Genomic DNA, 13758 nt, shown 5'->3' with positions numbered 1-13758 from the left:
TGTCAGTCCTCCAGTGCAATTGCCGAAATCTGCCGCCCGTAGTCAGCTTCCTTGCGGTGCGTGGTGCGCCGATAGGAATAAAACAGGTCCTCTTCCGCGTAGGTGCAGCGGTTCAGCGCCTCGGCCACGACGCCAGCGCGGCGCAGCCGGTCGACCGTATAGAGGTTGAGGTCGAACATGTGGTGGCCGGCATTGGCCGACGGGGCGAAGTAACGTGCATTGTCCGCATCCGCCTCGCTGAAACGGGCGACGAATTCCGGGCCGACCTCGTAGTTGGCGGCACTGATCGACGGGCCGAGCACGGCCAGGATGCACTCGCGCCGCGCGCCGAGGCCTTCCATGGCGGTGATGGTGTTTTCGAGCACGCCCGTGAAGGCACCCTTCCAGCCGGCATGGGCGGCGCCGATGATGCGCGCCTCGGGGTCGGCAAACAGCACGGGGCCGCAATCGGCCGACGAGGCGCCCAGCGCGATGCCTGGCCTGTCGGTCACCAGCGCGTCGGCCTTGGGGCGACCGTCGGCGAACGGACCGGTGGCGACAACGACATCAGGCGAATGGACCTGATACAGGCTGAGCAGATGGTCGGCCGGCACGCCCATCCAACTTGCGACGCGGCGGCGATTCTCGGCGACGTGGGTCTGGTCGTCGTCGGAGCCGACGCCGATATTGAGACCTTCGTAGATGCCTTCGGAGACCCCGCCGGTGCGGGTGAAGTAACCGTGGCGGATGCCGTTGGCTTCCGCGCTGGCGAGCAAGTTGGACCGGATCGGATCCGGTTTCGAGTCGTTCAGCATTGCCGCCTTGTCTTCCTCGTCAGCGATTTCGTCAAGGCTGGGGCCAGCCGCCACCGGTCGCCTCGCCGTTTCGAGCGCGGACAGTGGGGCAGGCGCAAGCTCACTGTCAACTGACGGCGGGGAAAGGAAGTTTTGTGCCACGCGGCGCAACGGCAAGCACCTTGAACAAGCTTCCCATGGCGTCCGGACCGGCGAGGCGTTCGACGTCGCTGCTGATCTTTTCACGCCCCATGGCGTCGGCACCGGCGCCGAGTTTGCCGGCACGTTCGAGCAGGCCCATGGCGAGCAGGAACTCGCCTTGCGTCGCCAGATGCGCGTCAAGCCCGTGCGCGCGGCCAGCAAGCGCCAGAGCCGAGAAATCGACATGCGAGGTGAGATCGGCCTCGCCCGGATGGGCGAGCACGTCGTCATGCCGGTGCTTGCGCAATGCTTGCAACGTGTCGCCGATGCCTGGCTTGAGATGGCCGTAGTCGAAAAACAGGCCTGCGCCGCCCGACGCCGCGATGCGCTCGGCGACGGCTTCCATGGTGGCTGTCCGGGCCGGTGCGAATTCGAAGATCGACCCGTCGGACGCGGTTGCGGCGTCGGGTGGCAGCACTGCCGCGTCAAGGGTCGCCGGGCCGGCAACGAAGGCAAGCTCGCCAGCTTCACCGACGCCGACAGCGCGTTCGTGCCATGCAGCGCCGATCTTGATGAATTGGCGTGTCGGAATGGCGTCGAACAGCTCATTGCCGACGATGAATAGCGGGGCGTCAGGCAAGGTCGAGACAGTGTCGTGCCAGCCGATCGGCGCGTCGCTGTTTGCCAGCGTCCGCTGCTGGATTTCGCGCAGGCGCGGGCTGGTCTCGATCATGGCCGTGTTGGCGAATGCCGGCTCGAGCTTGTGCAGCGATCGCAGCATGTCCTTCATCAACGTGCCGCGCCCGGGGCCTATCTCAGCCAGCGTTGCATTCGCCGGGCGCCCGGCCGCCTGCCAGGCGGCGTAGAGCCAGACGGCGACAAGCTCGCCGAACATCTGGCTGATCTCGGGCGCGGTGGTGAAGTCACCTTCCGCCCCGAATGGCTCGCGCGTCGTGTAGTAGCCGTCAGCCGGGTCGAACAGGCACAACGCCATGTATTCAGCAACGCTTATCGGCCCCGATGCGACGATCAGGCTTGCGATGCGCGTCTTGAGCGCGGTCATGCCGGCCTTGCGGCCTGGCTCACAGGCTTGGCCGACAGCATCGCCCAGACGCCGATCAGCACCATCGGTACCGACAGCACCATGCCCATGGTCAGCCAGCCGCCGAGGATGTAGCCGATCTGCTGGTCGGGTTCGCGGAAGAACTCGACGAAGATGCGCGACAGGCCATAGCCGCAGACGAAGGCGCCGGCGACGAAGCGTGGCGTCTTCAGCTTGAGGCGCGAGTGGGTGAGCAAGCGCAATACGAGGAACAGGACCAGGCCTTCAAGCAGCGCTTCATAGAGCTGGCTCGGGTGGCGCAGGAACGGGCCGCCGGTAGGGAATTCGACCGCCCATGGCACGTCGGTCATCCGCCCCCAAAGCTCGGAATTGATGAAGTTGGCGACACGCACGAGGCCAAGGCCAACCGGAACGCCGGCCGCGACCACATCGATCAGCGACCAGACCAGGATGCCGTGCTTGCGGGCGAACAGCGCCATGGCGATCGTGACACCGAGCAGGCCGCCATGAAACGACATGCCGCCTTGCCAGACAGCGAAGATGTCGAGCGGATTGGAGATGTAGCGGGCGAGGTCGTAAAACAGGATGTAGCCGACGCGGCCGCCAAGCACGACGCCGACAGCGGCCCAGACGAGGAAGTCGTCGAGCGCCTCGGGCTTCATCGGCAGGTTGCCGTTCGGCCACAGGCGGGCGTTGGTCACCAGCCGCTTGCCGTACCACCAGGCGAACAGGATGCCAACGATGTAGCCCAGGCCATACCAGTGGATGGCCAGCGGCCCGAGCTGTACGATCACAGGATCGATGTTCGGAAAGGGCAGGGCTGCCAGCGGCAGGGCAAGGTATTCGCTCAAATCAGTCTCCAGGGCATGCAATCGCGGCGGACCATGCGGCAGGCTTTTGGCACGGTCAAGGCGGGCAATCCTGAGGTAACCGAGAAGTCATTGCGTGCAGAGCGGCATCTTTGCCGCAGCATTTGGCACCTCGCCAGGGCTACGATATCCTTGCATTCGTCGCCTTGCGCCACTACGTCGAATGGACAACGCGAGGGTTTGCCATGACGACCGGACCGAACCGCATTCTGGATGAGTTCGCCAAGCTGATGACCGATGCCGCAGGTGCCGCCCAGGGCGTCCGGCGCGAGGTCGAAACCGCGTTCCGCTCGCAGGCCGAACGGGCGATGAATTCGCTCGAGTTGGTACAGCGCGAGGAGTTCGAAGCGGTGCGCGACATGGCGATCAAGGCACGCGCCGAAAACAAGGCGCTGGTCGCCCGCATCGAGGCGCTCGAGTCGAAGCTTGCGGCATTGGGCGGTGAAGACGCCGACAAGGCCTCACCGGCGGCTCCGGCCAAGCCTCGTACAAAGAAATAATTCGTTAACTTTTCCACAAAGCGCCATCCGAAAAAGTGCTTTGTCGTGAATCGCTTACCGGCGCTTGATGAATCTGCGCCGCAGCCTGTTTCCACATCCGAATGGGACGTTGCGAAAAATTGGGCTGTTCACGCGACTCCTGATCAATACACTGAATTTACTGCACGATTCGAAACGTGATCGTGCAGCGGATGGTGCGGTCCGGCTGGGGGGTATTGAGTCCGGCAGCGCTGGTCGTCCGAGTTCAAGAATAAAGTTCGTCGTGTGTGTCCCCCGCGCGGAGCGCGATGACGCGCCCGGAACGACAGGAAGCATTTATGGAACTTCTCGAACTCGAGTTCTCCCGCGAAATCCATCCGGTGGATGTCATCGAGCAGGTGGCTCATAACAACGACTGGGCGTTCGAGCGTGCCGGCGACGACGAAATCTCGATTTCGGTCGTCGGCAACTGGACCGAATACCAGGTTTCGTTTTCCTGGATGGAAGACTTCGAAGCGCTGCACCTGGCATGTGCCTTCGACGTCAAGGTGCCGGAAAGCCGTACGCTTGAAATCCTCAGGCTGCTGTCGCTGATCAACGAGCAGATGCTGTTCGGGCATTTCGACCTTTGGGAAACCGAAGGCGCGATCATGTTCCGCCAGTCGCTGCTTCTGGCCGGTGGCGTCGAGCCGACCAGCCAGCAGGTCGAAGTCTTGCTGTCGTCGGCGCTCGAAGCCTGCGAATGTTATTTTCAGGCGTTTCAGTTCGTCGTCTGGTCGGGCACCTCGGCCAAGGATGCGCTGGCGAGCGTGCTCTTCGAAACGCACGGCAACGCCTGAGCCTGCCGCATGAGTTCGCAGAACGAGCGCAAGCCCGAGATCACCTTTGCGGATTTCGACAAGGTCGATATCCGCACCGGTACGATCGTCGAGGTCGAGCCGTTTCCCGAAGCGCGCAAGCCGGCGTTCAAGCTGAAGATCGATTTCGGTGCGGCGATCGGCATCAAGAAGTCGTCGGCGCAGGTCACCAAATACTACACGCCCGAGACGCCATTGGGACGGCAAGTGTTTGCCGTCGTCAATTTCCCGCCGCGCCAGATCGGCCCGTTCATGTCGGAAGTGCTGACGCTCGGCTTTCCTGATGAGGACGGCGACGTCGTGCTTGGCGCCATCGAACGCAAGGTTCCGGACGGCGGCCGCCTGTTCTAGGACGACCGTCTACGCCGTGTAGGCCGCTTTCACATTGTCCAGGAACATCTCCGCACACGCGCTCCAAGTGTAGCGCATGGCGCGCTCGCGTGCCTCGGCGCGATCGATCTTGAGCGCGCCCAGCGCTGCCTCGCGTAGATCATTTGAAACCACACCACCGATGCCGTCACCGACGATGTCGATCGGTCCCGTCACCGGGTAGGCTGCGACCGGTGTGCCGCTGGCCAGTGCCTCGATGATGACATTGCCGAAGGTGTCGGTGCGGCTGGGGAAGACGAAGACGTCTGACGAGGCATAGATATCAGCCAGTTCGTCGCTAGGCCGGCGCCCGAGGAAATGGGCGTCCGGGTACTTTGCCTTCAGCCTTTCGAGCTCCGGCCCGTCGCCGACCAGCACCTTGGTGCCGGGCAGGTCGAGGTCGAGGAAGGCCGGCAGGTTCTTTTCCACCGCGATGCGGCCGACGCACAAAAAGATCGGCCGCGGCAGGTCCATCTCGGCCTTCTTGTCGGGGTGGAAGTGGTTGATGTCGACGCCACGCGTCCATGGCCTGAGCTTGTCGAAGCCGCGCGCCGCCAGATCGTCGGCGAGCGACTGCGTAGCGACCATGCAGCCCTGGCCGGAATTGTGGAAATTGCGCAGCAGCCCATAGGTCCAACTCTCCGGCAGCGGCAGGCGGGCGCTGACATATTCGGGAAAGCGCGTGTGGTAGCTGGTGGTGAAGGGGCGCTTGCGAGCGAGGCAATAGCGCCGCGCCATCATGCCGAGCGGTCCTTCGGTGACGAGATGGATGTGGTCGGGCCGCCGCTCCTCGATGATGCGGGCGACGTTGCCGGGCGTCGTCAGCGCCAGCCGGATATCCGGATAGGTCGGCATCGGCAGTGTGCGGAAGATGTTCGGCGTCAGGAAGTCGGCTTCGGCGTCGAACCGCGTCAAGGTTTCGGCGAGACGTTCGAGCGTGTGGACGACGCCGTTGATCTGCGGACGCCAGGCGTCGGTGACCATCAGGATGCGCAAGGGCCGTCTTCCCCGTTGTCCGCGTCCCAGGCCTGCCGGGAATCAGCGGTCCTCCATTCGTTGCGTCGGCCTTTGAGCAGCATTGCATGACGTGCCGATGACGGCCCACTCTTCTCGCAGCTGCGAAGGGCGAGGTCGGTTCTGCCCGAACGGGCATTTTCTTTAAGACGATTTTCCTGCGCGTGAGCCTTGAGTGAAATCCGATCCTTTGCCGAGAGAAGGGCATTTGCGGAGGATATGGCCAAGCTTCGCGATTGGCGGGGCGAGCCATCCTCCCAACGGCTCTCAGCGAGAATTCGAAATGACCGACATCACCAAGTCGCTTTCCAACCGCAACACGATCAGCCGGCGCACGGCATTTGCCGCGCTGCTCGCCTCTGTCGTCACCGTCATCAGCTTCACCGTTCCGCACCATGCGCTGGCCGCCGACAAGACCGCGATCAAGGTTGGCATCATCTCCGGCGAGGACGAGGACGTTTGGCGCGTGGTGAAGGCCGAGGCCGCCAAGCAGGGCCTCGAGGTCGAGACCGTCGTGTTCAACGACTACACCCAGCCCAACGAGGCGCTCGAGCGCGGCGAGATCGACGCCAACGCCTTCCAGCACCAGCCCTATCTCGACAACCAGATCAAGACGCAGGGCTATCACATCACGCCGGTCGGCTATACCGGCCTGTGGCCGATCGGCCTCTATTCCAAGAAGCACACCAAGATCGAGGCGCTTCCCGAGGCTGCCGTCATCGGCGTGCCCAACGATCCGTCCAACGAAGGCCGTGCGCTGCGCGTGCTCGCCGACGCCGGCCTGATCAAGCTCAAGGACGGCACCGGCATTCTGGCGACGGTTGCCGACGTCGTCGAAAACCCCAAGAAGTTCGAGATCAAGGAACTCGACGCCGGCATCGTCGGCCGTTCGGTCGAGGACCTCGATGCAGCGGTGGTCAACACCGACTGGGCCCTGAAGAGCGGGTTGAGCGCCGACAACCGCATCGCCCAGGAGCCGGTCACTGACAATCCCTATCGCAACTTCATCGCCGTCAAGACCGGCAGCGAGAACGAGGGCTGGGTCAAGAAGCTTGTCGCCGCATATCAGAACGAGACCGTCAAGGCCGAGTTCGACCGCGTCTACAAGGGCACCGGCGTCGCCGCCTACTGAGCCAGACGACGTCTAACAAACCGGGGCGGCCTGCCATTTGGTGGCGGGCCGCCTTCGGCATTACCGAGGGGATTTCATGACCCAGCATTTTGCACCCATCGAAGGGGTGTCACCGCCTTTCGATGCCGCGCTGTCGGAGACGGTCGTGCGTATCGTCGACCTCAAGCGGCGGTTCGGCCAGACGCCGGCAGTCGATGGCGTTTCGCTGACCGTGCGCAAGGGCGAGGTGCTTGGCATCATCGGCCGCAGCGGCGCCGGCAAGTCGACGCTGATCCGCTGCCTGAACGGGCTGGAGCGGCCCGACAGCGGCCAAATCTTCGTCGAAGGCCGTGAAATCACCGGCCTCGGCGAGCGCGAGCTGCAGCCTTTGCGCCGGCGTATCGGCATGATCTTCCAGCACTTCAACCTGCTGTCGGCTAAGACAGTCGAGGAAAACGTCGCCTTGCCGCTCAAGATCGAGGGCCGGCCCAAGTCCGAGCGGCTCAGGCGCGCCGCCGAACTGCTCGATCTGGTCGGCCTTGCCGACAAGGCCAAGGCCTATCCGGCGTCTCTGTCGGGCGGGCAGAAGCAGCGCGTCGGCATCGCTCGCGCGCTCGCTGCCGGGCCAGCGGTGCTGCTCTCGGACGAGGCGACCTCGGCGCTCGATCCTGAGACGACCCGCTCGATCCTCGCGCTGCTGAAGGATATCAACCAAAAGCTCGGCCTGACCATCCTTTTGATCACCCATGAAATGGAGGTGATCCGCAGTATTGCCGACCGTGTCGCCGTCATCGACGCCGGGCGCATCGTCGAGGAGGGGCCGGTGTGGTCGACCTTCGCTGATCCGCGCACCGAGGTCACGCGCAGCTTGCTCGCCGGCATCCGGCCGCAGCTGCCGCAGGCGATCGCCGCCCGCCTGGCAAGGACCGGGCGCGAGGCGATCCTGCGCGTCGATATAGCGGGCGCGGCGGCGCGCCGTCCGCTGTTGTCGGAACTGGCGACGTCGATTTCAAGCCGTTTCCGCCTGATCCACGGCGGTATCGATAACATCCAGGGTGAGCCGGTCGGCACGCTGTTCCTCGGTGTTGCGACCGCGTCCGGCGGCGTCGCTGAAGCCGTCGAATTCCTGAATGCCCGCAATGCCCGGGTCGAGGTGCTTGGTTATGTCACAGATAATGCTTGAGCTGCTGCTGCGCTCGCTTTGGGAGACAGTGCTGATGACGGCGGCATCGGGCGCGATCTCGCTCGTCTTCGGCCTGCCGCTAGGCCTCGCGCTCGTTGTCACCGACCGCGGCGGCATCGCCGAGCAGCGCTGGATCAACCGTATCCTCGGTGCCGTGGTCAACGGCTTCCGCTCGGTGCCGTTCATCATCCTACTGGTGGCGCTGATCCCGCTGACGCGGCTGATCGTCGGCACCTCCATTGGCACCTGGGCGGCGATCGTGCCGCTGGCGATTGCCGCCACGCCCTATTATGCGCGTATCGCCGAAGTGTCGCTGCGCGAGGTCGACCGTGGGCTGATCGAGGCGGTGCGTGCCATGGGTGGCGGCCGCTGGGCGATCATCCGCGAGGTGCTGGTGCCAGAAGCGCTGTCGGGCATCGTTGCCGGCTTCACCGTCACGCTGGTGACGCTTGTCGGCGCCTCGGCGATGGCGGGTGCCATCGGCGCGGGCGGGCTCGGCGACCTCGCCATACGCTACGGTTACCAGCGTTTCGAGACGGCTGTCATGGTTGCTGTGGTGGCAGTGCTGATCGTGCTCGTCTGCGGCATCCAGTGGATCGGCGACAGGCTGGTGACGCGGCTCGACCGCCGCGCCTGATCAGGCCGGTACGCGGATCATCGCGCGCAGGCCGCCCAGCGGGCTGTCGCTCAACTTGATGTCGCCGCCATGGCTGCGGGCGATGTCGCGGGCGACAGCCAGGCCGAGGCCGGTGCCGGTCGAATCGAGATTGCGTGCCTCGTCGAGCCGGAAGAATGGCTTGAACACCTCTTCGCGCTTTTCCTCAGGAATGCCGGGGCCGTTGTCGTCGACCATCACCACCAGCATGCCGCGATCGTGGACGGCCTTGACCTCGACCTCCTTGGCGTAGCGGAAAGCGTTGCCAACGACGTTCTGCAGCAGTCGGGCAAAGGCGTTCGGGCGCACATGTACCTCCGGCTCGCCGACAAGTGTGACCTTGAGCTTGCGCTTGCGCAGCCGGGCTTCCTCGCCGATTTTGTCGAGATAGCTGGTGAGGTCGAAGCGGCCGGGGTCCTCCGTCGCTTCGCCGCGGGCAAAGGCGAGATAGGCCTCGAGCATGGACTGCATGTCGTCGACATCCTGGCTCAGCGCCTCGGTGTCGACCTTGCTGCCCGACAGCGCGAGCTGCAGCTTGAAGCGGGTCAAGATGGTGCGCAGGTCATGGCTGACGCCGGTCAGCATCGCCGTGCGCTGGTCGATCTGGCGTTCAATGCGTTCGCGCATCTGGATGAAGGCGAAGCCGGCGCGCCGCACTTCCTCGGCGCCGCGCGGCCGGAAGTTGGGCGGCATCGGCCGGCCCTTGCCGAAGCTTTCGGCGGCTTCGGTCAGCTGCAGGATCGGGCGGATCTGGTTGCGCAGGAACGGAATGGCGATCGTCAGCAGCACCAGCGAGGTGCCGACCATCCACAACAGGAAAATGTGGGTGTTCGAGGCATAGGCCTGGCTGCGGCGGACGAAGACACGCAGCACCTTGTCGTCGAGCTGGACGCGCACCTCGACGATGTTGGAGTTGCCGACGGTGTCGAGCCAGAACGGCTTGTTGATCTGCTTGCGGATTTCGCTCGAAAGCGCCTGGTCGAGGATCGAGAAAAACGGTTTTGGACCAGGCGGCGGCAGGGGTTCGGCCGGCAAAAGGTCGATCTTCAGCGACATGCGCTCCTGGGCGATGCGGATGATCTGGGCATAACTGTCAGGCTGCGGAAAGGTGTCGAGCAGGTCGATGATGCCGGCGATGTCGCGCGTCACCGCTTGGGAAAGCCTGACCGTAACCGTCTGCCAGTGCCGCTCCATGAAGACGAAGGCGACGACCGACTGCAGCAGGATCATCGGCGTGATGACGATGAGCAGCGAGCGGGCGTAGAGCCGCTTCGGCATGTAGAGCGCAACGCGGCGCCAGAAGCGGTTCCAGCTGCGCGGTACGGCCGTCAGCGCACGCCAGCTGCGTGTGCCAAAGCCGCCTCCGCCGGGCCGTTCCATGTCGGTGGTTGCCATCCGCCCTTCCGTTCGCTGCCAGCGGTGATGCGCGCCGGCTGCTCGCCTCGATCCTAGCCCACGCCAGATCGTTCTGAAACTGTCTTTGAAGTTCAACAGCTTACGTTGTCAAACTCCGTCGCGCCCAGTGCTGAAAACATAGGGCTTTTTCGTTGAGAATCCAAACCTGGCAAGGCATCCACCAGCCTGGGGAGGATTGACGGGAAACTGTGCCGACACTGTGTCAGGGTGATCACAAGGGCGTTCCTGCGCACGAGCGCAGCACTGCAGGCGTTGGCCTTTGCAGGATTGGTGGTGGCGCAAGCCCAGGCAGCCGTGGCAGAGGGCTCCAGCTTGCCAATGGCATGCCAAAGCCGACCGCAGCGACGCTGCCGGATGAACGCTGATGACCAAGGTAGTGGGCTAATCCAGCCCACTACGCGTTCAGATGCCGAGGATCTTCTTGGCTTCGTTGAGAGCTGCTTCCGATCCCATGTGATCGCCTGAGGCGTGCAGCTCTTCGCCCTTGGCGCGCAGTTCCTTGACCTTCGTCATGTCCGCTTCCGCCAGTGTGGAAGTGGGCATGGCGGCGTCGATCGCCGCCATGATGCTCGGGCAGGAATGAGCGAAAGCGGTGGCTGGAAAGACAGACAGGGCAAATGCAAGCGTGATTGCGCGTAACATGGCCGTTCTCCCACGCCGGCCCGCGGAATGCGGCAGTGCTGTCGCCGGCGCGCCATCTTACATCGGAGCAGCCGGCTTCAACAACCGGCCCTGCAGCAGGGCCAGGGAAAGGCGTTCAGGCTAAAGGCCTCTACTCCACGCTGAGCCGATAGCCGATGCCGCGCACAGTCTGCAGCCAGACGGGATTGGCTGGATCGCGTTCGATCTTGCGCCGCAGGCGGTTGATCTGAACGTCGATGGTGCGTTCGCCGACCTCGGAATCACCCGTCACCAGCTCGTGGCGCGGGATGGTCTCACCGGCTCGCGCGGCGAAGATGGCAAGGATTTCCTGTTCGCGGTCGGTAAGCTTGAGGGCTTCGCCGCCACGCTTGAGTTCGCGCCGCGCGATCTGGAAAGTATAGGGGCCGAACACCAGCTGCTCGAGCTTCGGCGTCGTCGCCGGGCCGCCGCGGCGCAGGATGTTGTTGATCCTGAGGATCAGTTCGCGCGGGTCGAACGGCTTTGGCAGATAGTCGTCGGCGCCGGCTTCAAGGCCGGTGATGCGGCTGTCGGTTTCCGACAGCGCCGTCAGCATCAGGATCGGCACGTCCTTTTGGTCGCGCAGCGACTTGGTCAGCTCAATGCCGCTTTCGCCCGGCATCATCACATCGAGGATGAGAAGGTCGAAGTCGAGCCCGGCGAGCTTGCGCCTGGCTTCGTCGGCATTGCCGGCGACTGTAACGCGAAAGCCGTTCTCGGTCAGATACTGCTTGAGCAAGTTGCGGATGCGCGTGTCGTCGTCGACGACCAGCAGATGCGGAGCATCGTCGCCCAGTGTGGCCGGATTGGCCGTCTTGTCGTTATTCTCCATGGTCTTTCCCCGGCGTGTTTCCGGGCAGATGATCAATCTGCGCCCTTAATTCGGGATTGACCATCGCCTTCAGGAATCTTTCGATCCAGGCGCGTTCGGTCTCTCCCGCGCCCTCCAGTGCCGCATGGATACGGCGTGACTGTGGCCGCGCCAGCGCCAGTGTCAATGTCCGGCCCTTGGGGGTCGGGTAGAGCTCGCGCTGGCGCCGGTCGCGCGGTCCCTGGACCTGAACGATGTAGCCGGCGTCGATGAGCTGCTTGAGCACGCGCGCCAGGCTCTGCTTGGTGATCTTGAGCACATCGAGCAGTTCGGCGACGGTCAGCCCGGGCAGGCGGTTGACGAAGTGCAGCACGCGGTGATGGGCGCGGCCAAAACCATATTCGGCGAGGATCTGGTCCGGGTCCGAAGTGAAGTCGCGATAGGCGAAATACATCAGCTCGATGATTGAGAAGTCGATGCCTTCGTCTGCCGTCACGGCGGTGCGGATCGGTTGGGCGGTTGCGCCGCTGCGTTGTGCCATGGAATTCCTGTCCGTCAATTTATGTCAGCACTGTTGACATAAATTAGGTGCGATGGTAATTTTTGCCAAGCTTTTCGGCGGATTGCGAACGAAAAGGCAAGGTACGGTGGTTTTTTCCGAAACATCGTGAGTTTGCTTTGGTATTCTGACCCGCCTACGCTTTATCCATCCGGCCCTTTTGGGGCCATCAAGAACGATACGAAACGATAGGCAGGCTCCCGCCTGCGGGAAGGTTTACCATGGCATCCGTTCCTTTCGACCAGCTCGATGGATTCATCTGGATGAACGGCGAGTTCGTCCAGTGGGCCGACGCCAAGATTCACGTACTAACCCATGGTCTGCACTATGCAAGCGCGGTGTTCGAGGGCGAGCGCGCTTATGGCGGCGAGATCTTCAAACTGACCGAGCACACCGAGCGCCTGCATGAATCGGCCCGGCTCCTCGGCTTCACCATTCCCTATTCGGTCGAGGTGATCGACGACGCTTGCCGCGAGTTGCTCAAGAAGCAGGGCTTCAAGGACGCCTATGTGCGCCCGATCGCCTGGCGCGGCAGTGAGGAAATGGGTGTCGCCGCCCACAAGAACCGCATCAATGTCGCCGTCGCCATCTGGCAGTGGCCGAGCTATTTCGACCCGGCGCAGAAGCTGAAGGGCATTCGCCTCGACATCGCCGAATGGCGCCGCCCCGACCCGCGCACAGCACCGTCGAAGTCCAAGGCCGCCGGCCTCTACATGATCTGCACGCTGTCCAAGCATGCAGCCGAGGCCAAGGGCTATGCCGATGCGATGATGCTCGACTGGCGCGGCCAGGTCGCAGAAGCCACCGGCGCCAACATCTTCTTCGTCAAGGACGGCAAGGTGCACACGCCGAAGGCCGACTGCTTCCTTGACGGCATCACCCGCCGCACGGTCATCGGCCTTGCCAAGGATCGCGGGCTCGAGGTCATCGAGCGGGTGATCATGCCCGAGGAACTGGCAGGCTTCGAGCAGTGCTTCCTGACCGGCACGGCGGCTGAAGTGACGCCGGTTTCCGAGATCGGGCAGTACCGATTCGAGGTCGGCGAAATCGCCAAGACGCTGATGAACGACTATTCTGCGGCGGTTCAGCCCAAGCACGCGATTGCTGCAGAATAACGAGTAGAATCAATATATTGATGTTGCGGAAGGGCGGTTTTCGAACCGCCCTTTTTGCTTGTTCTGCGTCCAATTTGACATTCCCCGATTTCGAGGTCTGATGTTGTTGTCGGCATACTGAGGGCCGGCATGCAATTTGGAGGGAATTGTTATGGAATCGCTTCTTCCTATCATCATACAAATTGTGACCGGCGTTATCGGTGGACAGGCCGTCGGCGCGGCGATCAAGACGGCGGCGATGGGGCAGGTGACGAAGCTGATCGCCGGTGGCGTCGGCGGTATCGCTGGCGGACAGATCCTCGGCAGCCTTCTCGGCGGTGCGGCTGATCCAGCAACGGCGGGTGCGCTCAGCGGCATTCTCGGCGACGTGGTTGGTGGTGCTGGCGGCGGCGCCATCGTGACGGCCATCGTTGGCGCGATCATGGGTGCCATGAAGAAATAATCCTCGCTTCAGATTGGAATTCGGATTGGGCGGCTGCGGCCGCCCATTTCATTTTAGGGATGAGGCGAGCCACCAGACCCACCCCACTGGCCGGCCCACCAGATTGTGCATGGACGAAGCGCTGATCAGTCCTTATGTCGAGGCCAACTCAACGCATCGGCCCGAAATCGGCGTCGATTTTTGAAAAGCACGATGCGCAGATTCACAGAGTTGCAGCGTCCTTTGTGCGTCCATTCGGACG

16 protein-coding genes are annotated in these 13758 nt (G+C 63.3%); 8 read left to right on the top strand and 8 right to left on the bottom strand.

Going from position 1 to position 13758, the window contains the following annotated elements:
* Window positions 1–2 precede the first annotated feature (2 nt).
* From pgeF to lgt, 3 genes are all read right to left on the bottom strand, one after another.
* Window positions 3–794: a peptidoglycan editing factor PgeF gene (gene pgeF / locus IHE39_RS26515; RefSeq protein ID WP_192568643.1), complete on the bottom strand. Its 792-nt coding sequence runs from the start codon at window positions 792–794 to the stop codon at window positions 3–5.
* 106 nt (window positions 795–900) lie between these two features.
* A complete protein-coding gene (locus tag IHE39_RS26510) occupies window positions 901–1977 on the bottom strand; it encodes a class I SAM-dependent methyltransferase (RefSeq protein WP_192568602.1) in 1077 nt (358 codons plus the stop codon).
* The gene (lgt, locus tag IHE39_RS26505) at window positions 1974–2828 is read right to left on the bottom strand and encodes a prolipoprotein diacylglyceryl transferase (protein WP_192568601.1); all 855 of its coding nucleotides are present in this window, start codon (window positions 2826–2828) and stop codon (window positions 1974–1976) included. The genes IHE39_RS26510 and lgt overlap by 4 nt, the downstream gene beginning before the upstream one ends.
* A gap of 203 nt (window positions 2829–3031) precedes the next feature.
* Here lgt and IHE39_RS26500 point away from each other — a divergent pair, with 203 nt between their 5' ends.
* The 3 genes from IHE39_RS26500 to IHE39_RS26490 all read left to right on the top strand — a co-directional run bounded on the left by IHE39_RS26500 (window position 3032) and on the right by IHE39_RS26490 (window position 4533).
* Window positions 3032–3346: an accessory factor UbiK family protein gene (locus IHE39_RS26500; protein ID WP_192568600.1), complete on the top strand. Its 315-nt coding sequence runs from the start codon at window positions 3032–3034 to the stop codon at window positions 3344–3346.
* 317 nt (window positions 3347–3663) lie between these two features.
* Entirely contained in the window at window positions 3664–4164 is a 501-nt protein-coding gene (locus tag IHE39_RS26495; RefSeq protein ID WP_067959436.1) for a type III secretion system chaperone family protein, read from the top strand.
* 9 nt (window positions 4165–4173) lie between these two features.
* Window positions 4174–4533 carry a tRNA-binding protein gene (locus IHE39_RS26490; protein ID WP_192568599.1) on the top strand — a complete coding sequence of 120 codons (360 nt, stop codon included), beginning with the start codon at window positions 4174–4176 and terminating at the stop codon, window positions 4531–4533.
* Between the two features lie 9 nt (window positions 4534–4542).
* Here IHE39_RS26490 and IHE39_RS26485 read toward each other — a convergent pair whose 3' ends face one another.
* The gene (locus tag IHE39_RS26485) at window positions 4543–5547 is read right to left on the bottom strand and encodes a glycosyltransferase family 4 protein (protein ID WP_192568598.1); all 1005 of its coding nucleotides are present in this window, start codon (window positions 5545–5547) and stop codon (window positions 4543–4545) included.
* Window positions 5548–5848: 301 nt separating this feature from the next.
* Between IHE39_RS26485 and IHE39_RS26480 the strand changes: the two genes are divergently transcribed.
* The 3 genes from IHE39_RS26480 to IHE39_RS26470 all read left to right on the top strand — a co-directional run bounded on the left by IHE39_RS26480 (window position 5849) and on the right by IHE39_RS26470 (window position 8496).
* The gene (locus IHE39_RS26480) at window positions 5849–6697 is read left to right on the top strand and encodes a MetQ/NlpA family ABC transporter substrate-binding protein (protein ID WP_192568597.1); all 849 of its coding nucleotides are present in this window, start codon (window positions 5849–5851) and stop codon (window positions 6695–6697) included.
* A 76-nt stretch (window positions 6698–6773) separates the two neighbouring features.
* Complete coding sequence (locus IHE39_RS26475; RefSeq protein WP_192568596.1) at window positions 6774–7859, top strand: methionine ABC transporter ATP-binding protein; 1086 nt, start codon at window positions 6774–6776, stop codon at window positions 7857–7859.
* Window positions 7840–8496 carry a methionine ABC transporter permease gene (locus IHE39_RS26470; protein ID WP_184766847.1) on the top strand — a complete coding sequence of 219 codons (657 nt, stop codon included), beginning with the start codon at window positions 7840–7842 and terminating at the stop codon, window positions 8494–8496. Before IHE39_RS26475 ends, IHE39_RS26470 begins: the two co-directional genes overlap by 20 nt.
* Here the strand turns inward: IHE39_RS26470 and IHE39_RS26465 are convergent, their stop codons facing one another.
* From IHE39_RS26465 to IHE39_RS26450, 4 genes are all read right to left on the bottom strand, one after another.
* Window positions 8497–9909 carry an ATP-binding protein gene (locus IHE39_RS26465; protein WP_184766848.1) on the bottom strand — a complete coding sequence of 471 codons (1413 nt, stop codon included), beginning with the start codon at window positions 9907–9909 and terminating at the stop codon, window positions 8497–8499.
* A gap of 423 nt (window positions 9910–10332) precedes the next feature.
* On the bottom strand, window positions 10333–10572 hold the full coding sequence (locus tag IHE39_RS26460) for a PA2433 domain-containing protein (protein ID WP_184766849.1): 240 nt from the start codon (window positions 10570–10572) through the stop codon (window positions 10333–10335).
* 130 nt (window positions 10573–10702) lie between these two features.
* A complete protein-coding gene (locus IHE39_RS26455; protein WP_184766850.1) occupies window positions 10703–11422 on the bottom strand; it encodes a response regulator in 720 nt (239 codons plus the stop codon).
* On the bottom strand, window positions 11412–11942 hold the full coding sequence (locus IHE39_RS26450; RefSeq protein ID WP_067959459.1) for a MarR family winged helix-turn-helix transcriptional regulator: 531 nt from the start codon (window positions 11940–11942) through the stop codon (window positions 11412–11414). Before IHE39_RS26450 ends, IHE39_RS26455 begins: the two co-directional genes overlap by 11 nt.
* Window positions 11943–12181: 239 nt before the next feature.
* Between IHE39_RS26450 and IHE39_RS26445 the strand changes: the two genes are divergently transcribed.
* Both IHE39_RS26445 and IHE39_RS26440 read left to right on the top strand, forming a co-directional pair.
* Entirely contained in the window at window positions 12182–13075 is an 894-nt protein-coding gene (locus IHE39_RS26445) for a branched-chain amino acid aminotransferase (RefSeq protein WP_184766851.1), read from the top strand.
* Window positions 13076–13226: 151 nt separating this feature from the next.
* Complete coding sequence (locus tag IHE39_RS26440; RefSeq protein WP_184766852.1) at window positions 13227–13517, top strand: hypothetical protein; 291 nt, start codon at window positions 13227–13229, stop codon at window positions 13515–13517.
* Window positions 13518–13758: the final 241 nt, after the last annotated feature.

The sequence above is a fragment of the Aminobacter carboxidus genome (assembly GCF_014863355.1).
Classification (GTDB): domain Bacteria; phylum Pseudomonadota; class Alphaproteobacteria; order Rhizobiales; family Rhizobiaceae; genus Aminobacter; species Aminobacter carboxidus.
Note: the sequence above shows the minus strand (reverse complement) of the source record. Positions and strands in the feature narration are given on the sequence as shown.

What these genes read in the sequence shown, in the direction of transcription:
- pgeF (WP_192568643.1), bottom strand. Translation starts at nt 794, where the DNA reads ATGCTGAACGACTCGAAACCGGATCCGATCCGGTCCAACTTGCTCGCC.
- IHE39_RS26510 (WP_192568602.1), bottom strand. Translation starts at nt 1,977, where the DNA reads ATGACCGCGCTCAAGACGCGCATCGCAAGCCTGATCGTCGCATCGGGG.
- IHE39_RS26500 (WP_192568600.1), top strand. Translation starts at nt 3,032, where the DNA reads ATGACGACCGGACCGAACCGCATTCTGGATGAGTTCGCCAAGCTGATG.
- IHE39_RS26495 (WP_067959436.1), top strand. Translation starts at nt 3,664, where the DNA reads ATGGAACTTCTCGAACTCGAGTTCTCCCGCGAAATCCATCCGGTGGAT.
- IHE39_RS26490 (WP_192568599.1), top strand. Translation starts at nt 4,174, where the DNA reads ATGAGTTCGCAGAACGAGCGCAAGCCCGAGATCACCTTTGCGGATTTC.
- IHE39_RS26480 (WP_192568597.1), top strand. Translation starts at nt 5,849, where the DNA reads ATGACCGACATCACCAAGTCGCTTTCCAACCGCAACACGATCAGCCGG.
- IHE39_RS26475 (WP_192568596.1), top strand. Translation starts at nt 6,774, where the DNA reads ATGACCCAGCATTTTGCACCCATCGAAGGGGTGTCACCGCCTTTCGAT.
- IHE39_RS26470 (WP_184766847.1), top strand. Translation starts at nt 7,840, where the DNA reads ATGTCACAGATAATGCTTGAGCTGCTGCTGCGCTCGCTTTGGGAGACA.
- IHE39_RS26465 (WP_184766848.1), bottom strand. Translation starts at nt 9,909, where the DNA reads ATGGCAACCACCGACATGGAACGGCCCGGCGGAGGCGGCTTTGGCACA.
- IHE39_RS26460 (WP_184766849.1), bottom strand. Translation starts at nt 10,572, where the DNA reads ATGTTACGCGCAATCACGCTTGCATTTGCCCTGTCTGTCTTTCCAGCC.
- IHE39_RS26455 (WP_184766850.1), bottom strand. Translation starts at nt 11,422, where the DNA reads ATGGAGAATAACGACAAGACGGCCAATCCGGCCACACTGGGCGACGAT.
- IHE39_RS26450 (WP_067959459.1), bottom strand. Translation starts at nt 11,942, where the DNA reads ATGGCACAACGCAGCGGCGCAACCGCCCAACCGATCCGCACCGCCGTG.
- IHE39_RS26445 (WP_184766851.1), top strand. Translation starts at nt 12,182, where the DNA reads ATGGCATCCGTTCCTTTCGACCAGCTCGATGGATTCATCTGGATGAAC.
- IHE39_RS26440 (WP_184766852.1), top strand. Translation starts at nt 13,227, where the DNA reads ATGGAATCGCTTCTTCCTATCATCATACAAATTGTGACCGGCGTTATC.